The sequence below is a fragment of the Streptomyces sp. NPDC055013 genome (assembly GCF_053608645.1).
This window is the reverse complement of the sequence record NZ_JBSGVW010000004.1, coordinates 340,826-353,074: the sequence shown is the minus strand read 5'-3', so window position 1 is coordinate 353,074 and position 12,249 is coordinate 340,826. Positions and strand designations below refer to the sequence as shown.

The following is a 12,249-nucleotide window of genomic DNA, read 5'->3' as shown; positions in this document are numbered from 1 at the left end:
TACCTGCCGTAACTCTCGAAGCGGAGGCATGAAGCTACGAGATGAACTCCCGGTCGATCATCATCTGGCGACCGTCTACCGCTACGGTGCCGGTCTCTGCGGGCTCATCCTGCTGGCCTTCGGCGCTCTGGGCTTCGCCGACGCCTTGAGCCCCCTCGACACGGCGGGGGACACGATCGCGGGCATGTCCACCAACGTCGCCCTCAGCGTCCTCTCCACCGTCGTGGGTCTCGCCCTGCTCGCCGGAGCGGCGATCGGCGGCAACTTCGCCTCCACGCTCAACATGGCGGTGGGCTCACTCTTCGTCCTGAGCGGCTTCGCCCACATCTTCGTGCTGGACCGGGCCGCAAACATCCTCGACTTCGGCATGACCAACGTGATCTTCAGCTTCGTCATGGGCCTGGTCATCGCGACCTTCGGCATGTACGGCCGCGTCTCCAGCAAGCTCTCGCACGACAATCCCTACTGGCAGCGCAGGCACCCGGAGCAAGCGGCACGAGAACGGGCTGCGGCCGCCACGCTGCCCGGAAAGGCGCGCGCCATGCATGCGCTGCCCGGGGCCAAGACAGGCGGTGACGCCCGGGGCGAACACTCGCGCGGGTGACCTGGCCTCGCCGGAGGACCATCCGCAGCCAGGCTCCTGGCAAGCCAAGAACTCACACGTTGCTACGACCAGGGCCCCGGCCGCCTCAATCCGCGGACCGTCGTGCTTCGTCACTGGGGAAGCGCGGCTCATAGCTGCGGGACACCTCGTGCACCTTGCGCAGGCCGAGGAACCCGAGGAGGACCGCGGTCACGATGGCCGTGGCGGAGGCGATCAGGGTCCGCAGGACGTCCCCGGCGCCGGCTGCCTCGCACACCACCGCGGCCAGCACGGCGGTGACGAAGGAGTTGATGAGGCCGACGACAACGGGGGAGCCGGACAGCCAGTGCGTCACCCCGATCCGGCGGCGGAAGCTGTAGGTCGTCCAGATCCCTGGCGGGTCGTCGTGGTGGCTCGCGATGAGGTACGGCTCGAGCTCCGGTGCGAGCTCGACGTACGCGTGCCGCAGCCGGTTCATGCCGATGATCAGCCAGGTGTCCTCGATGTCCGCCTCGATCAGCCGGAAGTACGTCCCGACCCCGACGAGCAGGACGACCGGCAGCACCAGCAACGCGAACGTCGTGAACTCGGACCCGAACCCGGCCGCGTTGGCCACCAGCGAGAGCGCCACCACCGCGGCCGACAGCACCGTCAGATACGTCCCGGTGCGGCTGAAGATCTCCTGCCACGTCATGCTCCGAGTTGCCAGCAGACTCCAGTGCTCGGTCGCCAGGAACTGCGCATGCGGCGTCCCGGCATCAACACCCTTGAGTTCTCTCATCCCCCGAGTGTGACCTCAGTCCTCGACGAGTTTGGAAGGCCCGCCGGTGGTGTCAGCGTTCGCCTTCGAGGTGAGCGACGGCCTTGGTGACGGCATGCCGAGTACGCCCTGCGGCGTCCTGTCCGACGGTGGTGCGGCACGGCGCCGTTCACCCACGGCGCAGGCGCCGCCCGCCGCTTCGGCACGAGGTCGAGGTGGGCTGGTCACCAATCCCGTCGTACCGGGGGATCAACCTCGGTTTCCCGACGAGCGGCTGTGTGCACAACCTTCGACAGGATCGAACGCGAAAGATCCGGGCACCGAAGGATGGACAAGCGCACCAAGCTCGGGACGGACAGGCCCGACGCCAGGGCGTCAACGACGAGAGAGGAACACGATGGCCCCACCGGAACGGGAACCGGAACTGGAAGCCCAACGGGTCGGGATACCGGCCGAGTGCACTGCGGGGGAGACCAGGGTGGCGGCGACACCGGCCACCGTGTCCCGACTCGTCGCGCTGGGATACCACGTGATCGTCGAACCGGGAGCGGGAGAGTTGTCCCGCTTCTCGGACGCGGTCTACGAGGAGGCGGGCGCCCGTCTCGGCGACCCCTGGTCGGCCGAGATCGTGCTGAAGGTCAACGGCCCTTCGAGCGAGGAGATCGGCCGGCTGAGTGACGGAGCGACGCTGATAGCGCTCATCGGACCCGCCCTGCACCCGGAACTGGTGGAGGAGTTGGCCCGGCGGCCGATCACCGTGCTCGCCATGGACGCCGTCCCGCGCATCTCGCGCGCTCAGTCCTTGGACGTCCTCAGCTCGATGGCGAACATCGCCGGATACCGGGCCGTCGTCGAGGCCGCACACGCCTTCGGCCGCTTCTTCACCGGCCAGGTGACCGCCGCCGGCAAGGTGCCGCCGGCCAAGGTGCTGGTGGCCGGCGCCGGAGTGGCCGGGCTCGCGGCGATCGGCGCGGCGCGCAGCCTCGGCGCCGTGGTCCGCGCCACCGACCCCCGGCCCGAGGTCGCCGAGCAGGTGCGCTCGCTGGGCGGGGAGTTCCTTGCCGTGCGGTCCGAACAGGAGGCCGGCGGCGACGGCTACGCCAAGGCCACCTCGGACGACTACAACCGGCTCGCCGCACAGCTGTACGCCGAGCAGGCCGCCGACGTCGACGTCGTCATCACCACCGCGCTCATTCCGGGCAGGCCGGCCCCGAAGCTGATCACCGCCGCGGACGTCGCCCGGATGAAGCCGGGCAGCGTGATCGTCGACATGGCAGCGGCACAGGGCGGCAACGTCGAGGGAACGGTCGCCGGGAAAGCGGTCGTCACCGACAACGACGTGACGATCATCGGCTACACCGATCTGCCCGGCAGGCTTCCGGCCCAGGCGTCGCAGTTGTACGGCACCAACGTCGCCAACCTGATGAAACTCCTGACCCCTGGCAAGGACGGCAGGCTCGTCCTCGACTTCGACGACGTGGTCCAGCGCTCGATGACTGTGGTCCGCGACGGCGAGAAGACCTGGCCACCGCCGCCCGTGCAGGTGTCCGCAGCGCCCACGACATCGGCCCAGGACCCGGAACCGGCCGCTGTCCCCGACGCCGCGGCGAAGTCCACCCGCTCCGCCCGGTCGGGGTACGCCCTCGTCGGTGCCGGAGCGCTCGCGCTCTTCCTGGTGACCGCGTTCTCGCCGCCCCAACTCATCGGCAACTTCACGGTGTTCGTCCTGGCGATCGTCATCGGCTTCTACGTCATCGGCCATGTGCACCACGCACTGCACACCCCGCTGATGTCGGTCACCAACGCGATCTCCGGGATCGTCGTGGTCGGCGCCCTGCTGCAGATCGGGCACGGAAACACCGTGGTCTCCGTGCTCTCCTTCGCCGCGATCCTGCTGGCGAGCATCAACGTCTTCGGCGGATTCGCCGTCACCCGCCGCATGCTCGGCATGTTCTCGAAAGGCTGATCACGGATGACCACCGCCACGGCCGCAGAGGCCGCATACGTCGTCGCCGCGTTGCTGTTCATCCTCAGCCTCGCCGGACTCTCCCAGCACCGGACCTCCCGCTCGGGAGTCGTCTGGGGCATCGCGGGCATGGTGATCGCCCTGGCCGCCACCATCGGTCTCGCCTCGCGGAGCATTACCGCCACCGGTCTCGTGCTGATCGCCGTCGCCACGGCCGTCGGCGGAGGCATCGGACTGTGGCGTGCCCGGGTCGTCGAGATGACCGGCATGCCGGAACTGATCGCCATCATGCACAGCCTCGTCGGTCTCGCCGCCGCGTTCGTCGGCTGGAACGGCTACCTCGACGTCGATGCGGGGGGCCACGCCGGGCAGGAGATCACCGGCTCGCTGCTGCGCATCCACCACGCCGAGGTGTTCATCGGGGTGTTCATCGGCGCCGTCACCTTCACCGGTTCCGTCGTCGCCTACCTGAAACTGTCGGCGCGGATCAAGTCCCGCCCGCTCATGCTCCCCGGCAGACACGCCCTCAACCTGGGCGCGCTCGCCGCGTTCGCCGTGCTCACCGTGGCGTTCGTCGCGCGCCCCCACATGGGACTGCTCATCGCGGTCACCGTGGTGGCGCTGGCCCTCGGCGCACATCTGGTCGCCTCCATCGGCGGCGGCGACATGCCGGTGGTCGTCTCGATGCTCAACAGCTACTCCGGCTGGGCCGCGGCCGCCTCCGGCTTCCTCCTCGCCAACAACCTGCTGATCGTCACCGGTGCGCTGGTCGGCTCCTCCGGCGCCTACCTGTCGTACATCATGTGCAAGGCGATGAACCGCTCCTTCCTCTCGGTGATCGCGGGCGGCTTCGGGGGCGACGCGGTGGTGGCGAGCGAGGGTGGCGAAGACGGGGAGCACCGGGAGATCAGCGCGGAGGAAACCGCCGAACTCCTGCAGGACGCTTCCTCGGTGATCATCACCCCGGGATACGGGATGGCGGTCGCCCAAGCCCAGTACCCTGTCGCCGAGTTGGCGCGCAAGCTGCGTGAGCGCGGCGTCGACGTACGCTTCGGCATCCACCCGGTCGCCGGCCGACTGCCCGGTCACATGAACGTGCTGCTCGCCGAGGCCAACGTCCCGTACGACATCGTGCTGGAAATGGACGAGATCAACGACGACTTCGCCGCCACCTCGGTCGTCCTGGTCATCGGCGCCAACGACACCGTCAACCCGGCCGCCGCCGAGGACCCGGCCAGTCCGATTGCCGGAATGCCGGTCCTGCACGTGTGGCAGGCGGCCCAGGTCGTGATCTTCAAACGCTCCATGGCGCCCGGTTACGCGGGCGTGCAGAATCCGCTGTTCTTCCGCGAGAACAGCCAGATGTTGTTCGGCGACGCCAAGCAGCGGGTCGAGGACATCCTGCGCAGCCTGGACGCCACCGCCACCGCCGGTCCCGGCGATGGTCGGGACGAACCGCTGAAGAGCATCAGCTACGCCGCCGGGCTCAGCGGATCGTAAGGGACTGGTTTCTGTGCCGACTTGACGGCATTGGTTTCGGAGCGGGGGAGTCATGGAGCTGTACTGATCGGTTTCTCTTCTCCGCTCCGACGGCTTTAGAGAGGGCAGGGTCGCTGATCCCGAGTTGCAAGTCGTGTTGCTGGGAGAGCGATAAACCGTGAGCTCAGCTGCCCAGCGGTCCATGCGCAGCGCCTTCGGGGAAATTGCGTCCGGCCCCGGTCAGCCGGTGTCGAGGGCGCCCACCAGGCTGGCCACCGTCACCGTGTTGAAGACGAACGCGATGGCCGAGTTGGCCGCCACCGTTCGTCGCATCTCGCGGGAGATCACCGAGACATCCGTCGTGCCGAACGTCGTCATGACCGACAGGGCGAAATAGACGTAGTCGGACCAGGCGGCGGACCGGTCGCCGGGGAACTCCAGGCCCCGTTCGTTCTCCAGCAGATTGTCGGCCTGGAAGGTGACCGCGAAGGACACGCACACGCAGATCCAGGCGGTGACGACGAGGGTGAGCGCCGCCGCCACCCGGGGTTCGACGGGAAACTGTGAGCCGATGTGCCCGGGGCGCCACACGACGGCCACCACGAGCGCGGCCGCCGCGATGAAGATGGACACGCCGGGCCCGGGCGCGGTCCCCAGCACGTAGCGCTGCATCACCGTGCCGCGGGCGCTGCGCTCCGCCCAGTTGCGGATCCGCTCCTCGGAGGCGGTCGAGAACGCGGGCAGGGACGTCGCCATCACGCGGCTCCCTTGACGAGGTCGGCCGCCTTCTCCGCGGCCATGATCGTGGGCGCGTTGGTGTTCCCACGCGGCACCGCCGGGAACACCGACGCGTCGACGACCCGCAGGCCCTCGACGTCGTACACACGCAGTTCGGGGTCGACCACCGACCCGATGGCACAGGTCGAGGTCGGGTGGTACAGGGTCTGCCCGGACCGCCGTGCCCAGGCCAGGAGCTCCGCGTCGGAGTCCGTGGCCGGCACGTCGTACGGCCCGGTCACGAGGTCGGCCACCGCCCGCTGCTCGGCGATCTCCAGGGCGATGCGGACGCCGGCGACGAGCGCGTCCCTGTCCTCGGCCGTCGTCAGGTAGTTGTGCACGATCCGGGGCGCCACGTCCGGGCGCGGTGAACGCAGGGCCACCGCGCCGCGGCTGGTCGGCGCGAGCACGCATGGACCGAAGGAGAACCCGTGCTCGGCGACCGGGCCGAGCCCCTCCTGGTGGAACAGCACGGGCGCGGCGTGGAACTGCAGGTCGGGAGCGACGAGTTCGTCCCGGCTGCGGAAGAAGCCGCCTGCCTCGCCGATGTTCGAGGTCAGCGGACCGCGTCCCTGGCTCTGCAACAGCGCGGCATTGTCCGTACTCGCCGCGCCGATCAACGACTCGGCGTCGGTACGGAAGTTCAGCAGCGCCATGTAGTGGTCCTGGAGGCCCTGACCGACCGGCAGATCGCGTACGACGCCGATGCCGAACGCGGACAGGGCGGCGGCCGGGCCGATCCCGGACAGCATCAGCAGCTTCGGTGACTCGTAGGCGCCCGCGGAAAGGATCACCTCGCGCTCGGCGCGCACCACCTCGACCGTGCCGCCCCGCTCCACCTCCACACCCGTCGCCCGGCCGCCCTCCACCACCACGCGGTGAGCTCGGGCCGAGGGGAGCACGGTGAGGTTGGGGCGTTCGAGGGCCGGGTGCAGATAGGCCACCGCCGCGCTGCAGCGCAGTCCGTTGCGCTGGGTGAGCTGATAGCGCCCGACACCGAACTGCGTCTCGCCGTTGAAGTCGTCGTTCGCCTTGTGCCCGGCCTGCTCGGCGGCCCGTACGAACGCCGACGTGAGCGGATGCGAGGACCTGCCCTCGCTGACCGTCAACGGGCCGCCCGTGCCGTGGAATTCGTCCGTGCCGCGCTCGTTGTCCTCGGCACGCCGGAAGTACGGCAGCACATCGGCGTACGACCAGCCGGTCGCCCCGGCCGCGGCCCAGCCGTCGTAGTCGGCCCGGTTGCCCCGTATGTAGATCATGGCGTTGATCGAGCTGGAGCCGCCGAACACCTTGCCCCGGGGCAGGTAGGCCCGCCGCCCACCGATCCCGGGTTCCGGGTCGGAGTCGAGGTCCCAGTCGACGTCGGACTTGAACAACTGCGGGAAGGCGGCCGGGACATGGATCTCCTGCGCGGCGTCGGGGCCGCCCGCCTCGATCAACGCCACCCGGACCCCGGGGTCCTCCGACAGCCGTGCCGCGAGCACACAGCCCGCGGATCCGGCACCGACGATGACGTAGTCGTACAAGCTCATCTCATCCCCTTTGATGGGAAAGGCAGTTCGGAAAAGCAGTGCGGGAACACTCTTGGGAAGAACACTTGTGAGGGGGAAGGCACTTCTCGGGCGTGATTACCGAGGTGCCGGACCGAGAGCGCGCGTGAGGAAGTCGAGCTGGTCGGCCAGCGCGCGCCGCTGCCAAGGGCCCTGGTAGACGTCGAAGTGGCCGACGGGGTACTCGCGCAGGTGCGCCCACCGCCCGGCTTTCCTGGCGGTACGACGCGCAGCGCCGGGCGGTGCGACCAGGTCCTCGGTACCGACCTGGAACAGGACCGGGCACGCCAGGCGGGCGGCGAAGGTGATCGGCCGGTTCAGGCCGACACTCAGGGCCGCGCGGGCGCACACCTCGTTTGGGGCCCTCGCCGTCGCCGAGGGCGCGAACATGCCCTGCACCCCCGAGGCCGTGCAGGTGTTCCGGGAGGCCTGGGTCCTCTTCGGCCCCGGCAAGGCGGCCAACGCGGGCGGCGTGGCCACCTCGAAGGCCATGATGGAGCAGGGCGTCATCTGAGCAGGACGCTGCGGCAGGTGGCGTACGACCGGATGCCGAATCGAAGGGTGTGAAGACACGGACATGCCAGCCACGGGATACACAGCGGTCGAGTACGGCGGCGTCAGCGTGCTCGTCGGCCCGCGACAGGGCGCCTATCCGTACGGCAACTCACTCCTCGTTCGCGGCACGAGCGCATCGCTGGTCGTGGACCCGTCGCTGTCGCTCGTCGAGGCCGCGCCGCCGGCTGACGTGGTCCTCGTCAGCCACGCGCACGAGGACCACATCGCCGGTCTCGGCAGCTACGACGTACCCGTCCACATCCATCGCGGCGACCTCGACGCGCTGCGCTCCCGCGCGGCGCTGGTCGCCGGGTACGGCCTTCCGCTCGGCGACGTGGACGAGGTCGACCGGACGATGCGCGACCAGTTCCACGTCCAGGGACGTGCCGACGCGAAGGCATTCGACGACGGCACGGTGTTCGACCTGGGTGGGCGCACGGTGACGGTCGTGCACCTCCCCGGCCACACCGAAGGCCACAGCGGCTTCCTGATCGAGCCGGACGGCTTCCTGTTCATCGCCGACATCGACCTGACGTCGTTCGGCCCGTACTACGGCGACGTCGGCAGCGACCTCCCCGACTACGAGGCCTCCATGCGCCGTTGCCGTGACATCGACGCCCGCTGGTACGGCACCTCCCACCAGAAGGGCGTGATCGAGGGCCCCGGGGAGTTCCGCCACCGGCTCGACGTCTTCGCCGCTGTCGTGGAGAAGCGCGAAGCGGCGCTCCTGGACTTCCTCAGCGAGCCACGCACGATCGAGGAAATCGTCGAACACCGCCTGGTCTACCGACCCCACGTCGAAGGTCCACACGTGCGGCCGGTCGAGCGCAGAACGGCCGTACAGCACCTGGACCGACTGATGAGCCTGGGGCGGGTCGAGGACGTGGAGCAGGGCCGATTCCGTGCGAGACGGCGGGGGTGACCGTGACCGCAGACGGCGGCATGGTCAAAGGGCTCGTCGTCTCGCGGGACTTGATCTGCAGGTGGGCCGTCGATCCCTGGAGCACCCGAAGCCACGCCTCCGCGATGCTCGGGTGTGCCCCGGGTGAATGGGCGCGGCGGCGTGGGCATCACTGAGTGGCCATGTATCTCAGTGCGGGTTCTGCTCCGGCGTCGTCGCTGTCCACCCGGCCCGTCGTGAAGGACAATCGCCTTCGACCACTGAGAACGTCCGGGGTCATTCAGCCGGCCTGCGGTTGCGCCGGACCGAGGAGAAGAAGGACCAGGCGATCAGGACGACGCCGACGAGGCCCGTGATGACCTCGTGGATCTCGTACCGGATGGTGACGAGCAGGATCACGGCGAGGGCGCCGATCGCGTAGTGCGCGCCGTGCTCCAGGTAGACGTAGTCGTCGAGGGTGCCCTGGCGGACCAGATACACGGTCAGCGACCGGACGTACATCGCGCCGATACCGAGTCCGAGCGACATCAGGACGATGTCGTTGGTGATCGCGAAGGCGGCGATGACGCCGTCGAAGGAGAAGGACGCGTCCAGGACCTCCAGGTAGAGGAACATGAAGAACGCCGCCTTCCCGGCCAATACGACCGCCGGAACCTTCTTGCCGCTTCTCCTGGCCGCTTCCTCGGCCTCGTGCCCGCGCTCCTCCTCTTCCTCGAGCTTGCTCTCGAAATAGCCGGAGAGGCCGCCGACGATCAGGTAGGTGATCAAGCCCGCGATGCCGGCGATCAGGACGGTCTCCGCCTTGTCCGCGTGGATGCCGCCGTGCTGGTGGGCGTTGGTGGCGAAGGTCATCGCGGAGACGAGCAGCACGATGAGCGCGATGCAGACGGACAGCATGTCGATCTTGCCGAGCTTGGCGAGCGGGCGCTCCAGCCAGCCGAGCCACTTGATCTCCCGGTCCACGAAGATGAAGTCGAGGAAGATCATCAACAGGAACATGCCACCGAAGGCGGCGATCGACGGGTGGGCGTCGGTCACCAACTGCTGGTACTTGTCCTTGTCGTCGAGCGCGAGCCGTACCGCTTCGATCGGGCCGATCTTGGCGCTGACGGCGACGATCACGACCGGGAAGACCAGACGCATGCCGAAGACCGCGATCAGGATGCCGATGGTGAGGAAGATCTTCTGCCAGAAGGCATTCATCTTCTTCAGGATCCCGGCGTTGACCACGGCGTTGTCGAAGGACACCGAGATCTCGAGGATGGACAGGATCGCCACGATCCCGAAGCCGGTCCACCCCCCGTAGAACACCGCCGCGACCAGGCCGAGCGCGGTGACCGCGAACGACCAGCCGAACGTTTTCAGAATCACTGGCTACCCAATCGTCTTGTACGGGGCTCCCCGCGCCGTACCTGGCTTTGCGAAACCCTGACCTAGGCAAGTGGGATCATCCTACGTAAAGGGTTCGCTCAACTGCCCTCGCTGCCCTGGGAGTTAGGAGCCGCAGTCCTGGCCGGTGTCGCATTGCCAGCCGGAGAAGCCGCCTTCGCGGGGGTTATCGATGTCGTGGTCGAACTGGAGGAATCCCCAGGCCACCCAGGCGATGAAGGCGATGCAGAGGGCGAGTCCGGTCCAGAGGGCCAGCTTCTTCAGGAGCGCGGTGCGACCCGCGTCGTCCTCGCGGGTCGCCACGCCCGTTTCCGTCGTCCGGCCCGCCGCGGGACACCGTGGCGCGGTGCTCGCCGGGGATGCCCCACTCGTCCGGCTTCTGGACCTCGAAACGTGGTACTTGATCTCGTCGCCCTCCTTCTCCTCGAGGAGAAGGTACTGCCGCGGCCCGACCGCGTGCCGGAGTCGGTGATGCCCACGCCTCCGGCCGGCGCCTCCCGTTGGGGGTTCTCGGCGCGCAGCTTCAGGCCCGCACGGCCCTCTACACCACCGCGGCCGGTGGCGTCGTTCCGTGTGCACCCAGCGCCGTCAGCGCCGCCACAGTCATCGCCGTGGTCGCCGACGGCAGGGCAAGCGGCAGATGCGGGGCGAACTCGGGGGAGTGGTTGGACGGGAGGGCCGCGAAGCGCTCCGCCGTGCCGCCCGCGCCCGCCGTCGCGGCCCACTGCCGCGGGCCCACCACACCGACCATCCAGTAGCCGAGCGGCACCCCCGAGCACCCGTGGATCTCCCGCCCGGCATCGCCGTACAGGCCGAAGTCCTCCGTCGCCATCGACGGCGGCCACGCGGCCACCCGCTCGGCGCCCAGCGCCTCTCGGTGGGCGTCGCGGATCGCCGCAGTGAGCTGCTCGTCCGGCAGGGTCACCGGTGAGCGGGACACCATGGTGATCTCCGGTGCGCGCGGACAGCCGGACGCGGTGGCCTCGGCCCGTACGATCCGCTCGACCGCCGACACGGCGCGATCCAGTGCCGCCGGGGTGAGAGCCCGCACGGTGATGCCGAGCGCCGCGCTCTCCGGTACGACGTTGCTGTGCGTGCCGGCGTGGAGCGAACCGACCGTGAGGGTCGTCTGCTCGGCCGGCGCGCTCTCGCGGGAGACGATGCCCTGCAAGCGCATCACCACCGCCGCGGCGGCCAGGACCGGGTCCACCGTCAGGTGCGGCGCCCCCGCGTGACCGCCACGCCCGTGCAGGGTGACGTCGAGGCCGACGCCGCCCGCCAGCACCGGCTGCCCGTGGCCGTGGGCCACCATTCCGCCCAGCAGCGGTGCCGTGTGCTGCGCGAGGACGGCGTCGGGGCGGCCGAAGCGGTCGTAGAGACCGTCCGCCAGCATCGATCGCGCGCCCGTCAGGGTCTCCTCCGCCGGCTGGCCCACGACCACCACCGAGCCCCGCCAGTGCGCACGCGCACGCGCCAGCAGCGTCGCCGTGCCGAGCGCCGCGGCGATGTGGAGGTCGTGCCCGCAGGCGTGCATGTGGGGGCCGTCGGCGGCGTACGGAAGTCCGGTGCGTTCCCGGACCGGCAGTGCGTCGAGTTCGGCGCGCAGGTACACGCGCGGGCCCTCGCCGTTCGTGAGGGTGCCGACCACACCGTGTCCGCCGATGCCGCGCGTCACGGTGTATCCCTCCGCCTCGAGCGTGTCCGCGAGACGGGCCGCCGTCCGGGTTTCCGCGCCGGACAGCTCCGGGTGCTGGTGCAGGTCCATCGCGAAGGCGACGAGGGGGCGCAGCATGGAGTCCAACTGCCCCAGGACGGGCGCGTGTCGGCCGGTGATGACTGGTACGGCGGAGCTCATGCGGGCATGATCCGGCGGACCGGCAGCCAACCGCCGTCACATCGCTGGCAGAACAGCGGCAGAGCACTGACAGGTCACTGACAGATCGCTGTCACTTCGCTGACCGATTTCCAACCGCGGTACTGGCGCGGGCCGCCAGCGCTCTGCCAGTGCTTCGCAGCCGGTCGCGTCAGTGGTGCCCGGTCCAATGAGGGGGCCCAACACCCCGGGAGGAGCCCGGTGGTGTGACCACGTCAGGAGTGATCATGGCTGACAAGTCGACCCTCGCCGCCCTCGCCGACGAGATCCTGGAGCTCGAGTCGGAGACCTTCGAGATCTCGGACTACTCGGACGCCAGCGAGGTCGTGCTCGCCGGATCCACCAGCTGCTCCTCCACCTCGACCTGCTCCTCCACCACCAGCACCACCTCCTGCAGCGCCTGATCCCACGGATTC

11 protein-coding genes and 2 pseudogenes are annotated in these 12,249 nt (G+C 69.3%); 6 read left to right on the top strand and 7 right to left on the bottom strand.

Annotation, left to right across the window (positions count from 1 at the left end):
* The first annotated feature begins 28 nt into the window (after window positions 1-28).
* A complete protein-coding gene (locus tag ACWGDB_RS07910; RefSeq protein ID WP_453821617.1) occupies window positions 29-604 on the top strand; it encodes a DUF4383 domain-containing protein in 576 nt (191 codons plus the stop codon).
* 85 nt (window positions 605-689) lie between these two features.
* Here ACWGDB_RS07910 and ACWGDB_RS07905 read toward each other — a convergent pair whose 3' ends face one another.
* On the bottom strand, window positions 690-1,364 hold the full coding sequence (locus ACWGDB_RS07905; protein ID WP_453821616.1) for a hypothetical protein: 675 nt from the start codon (window positions 1,362-1,364) through the stop codon (window positions 690-692).
* A gap of 376 nt (window positions 1,365-1,740) precedes the next feature.
* On the opposite strand from ACWGDB_RS07905, the gene ACWGDB_RS07900 reads away from it, so the two are divergent.
* Both ACWGDB_RS07900 and pntB read left to right on the top strand, forming a co-directional pair.
* Window positions 1,741-3,309, top strand: coding sequence for a Re/Si-specific NAD(P)(+) transhydrogenase subunit alpha (locus ACWGDB_RS07900; RefSeq protein WP_453821615.1), 1,569 nt, complete (start codon window positions 1,741-1,743; stop codon window positions 3,307-3,309).
* Between the two features lie 6 nt (window positions 3,310-3,315).
* Entirely contained in the window at window positions 3,316-4,809 is a 1,494-nt protein-coding gene (gene pntB / locus ACWGDB_RS07895; RefSeq protein ID WP_453821614.1) for a Re/Si-specific NAD(P)(+) transhydrogenase subunit beta, read from the top strand.
* Between the two features lie 219 nt (window positions 4,810-5,028).
* Here pntB and ACWGDB_RS07890 read toward each other — a convergent pair.
* The 3 genes and pseudogenes from ACWGDB_RS07890 to ACWGDB_RS07880 all read right to left on the bottom strand — a co-directional run.
* Window positions 5,029-5,532, bottom strand: a pseudogene (locus tag ACWGDB_RS07890) (DUF1345 domain-containing protein); the annotation flags it as partial.
* Between the two features lie 11 nt (window positions 5,533-5,543).
* Window positions 5,544-7,097 (bottom strand): GMC family oxidoreductase, encoded by a 1,554-nt coding sequence (locus ACWGDB_RS07885; protein ID WP_453821613.1) that lies wholly within the window; start codon window positions 7,095-7,097, stop codon window positions 5,544-5,546.
* A 96-nt stretch (window positions 7,098-7,193) separates the two neighbouring features.
* Window positions 7,194-7,505, bottom strand: a complete 312-nt coding sequence (locus ACWGDB_RS07880; RefSeq protein ID WP_453821653.1) for a hypothetical protein — start codon at window positions 7,503-7,505, stop codon at window positions 7,194-7,196.
* Between ACWGDB_RS07880 and ACWGDB_RS07875 the strand changes: the two are divergent.
* Window positions 7,474-7,617, top strand: a pseudogene (locus ACWGDB_RS07875) (NADP-specific glutamate dehydrogenase); the annotation flags it as partial. The gene ACWGDB_RS07880 and the pseudogene ACWGDB_RS07875 overlap by 32 nt on opposite strands.
* Before the next feature lie 75 nt (window positions 7,618-7,692).
* Window positions 7,693-8,592: an MBL fold metallo-hydrolase gene (locus ACWGDB_RS07870; protein ID WP_453821612.1), complete on the top strand. Its 900-nt coding sequence runs from the start codon at window positions 7,693-7,695 to the stop codon at window positions 8,590-8,592.
* Window positions 8,593-8,847: 255 nt separating this feature from the next.
* Here the strand turns inward: ACWGDB_RS07870 and ACWGDB_RS07865 are convergent, their stop codons facing one another.
* The 3 genes from ACWGDB_RS07865 to ACWGDB_RS07855 all read right to left on the bottom strand — a co-directional run bounded on the left by ACWGDB_RS07865 (window position 8,848) and on the right by ACWGDB_RS07855 (window position 11,815).
* Entirely contained in the window at window positions 8,848-9,942 is a 1,095-nt protein-coding gene (locus tag ACWGDB_RS07865; RefSeq protein ID WP_453821611.1) for a DUF475 domain-containing protein, read from the bottom strand.
* 123 nt (window positions 9,943-10,065) lie between these two features.
* On the bottom strand, window positions 10,066-10,263 hold the full coding sequence (locus ACWGDB_RS07860; RefSeq protein WP_453821610.1) for a hypothetical protein: 198 nt from the start codon (window positions 10,261-10,263) through the stop codon (window positions 10,066-10,068).
* 238 nt (window positions 10,264-10,501) lie between these two features.
* Window positions 10,502-11,815, bottom strand: coding sequence for an amidohydrolase (locus ACWGDB_RS07855; protein ID WP_453821609.1), 1,314 nt, complete (start codon window positions 11,813-11,815; stop codon window positions 10,502-10,504).
* A gap of 245 nt (window positions 11,816-12,060) precedes the next feature.
* Here ACWGDB_RS07855 and ACWGDB_RS07850 point away from each other — a divergent pair, with 245 nt between their 5' ends.
* The gene (locus ACWGDB_RS07850) at window positions 12,061-12,237 is read left to right on the top strand and encodes a thiazolylpeptide-type bacteriocin (protein ID WP_053760578.1); all 177 of its coding nucleotides are present in this window, start codon (window positions 12,061-12,063) and stop codon (window positions 12,235-12,237) included.
* The last annotated feature ends 12 nt before the right edge of the window (window positions 12,238-12,249 follow it).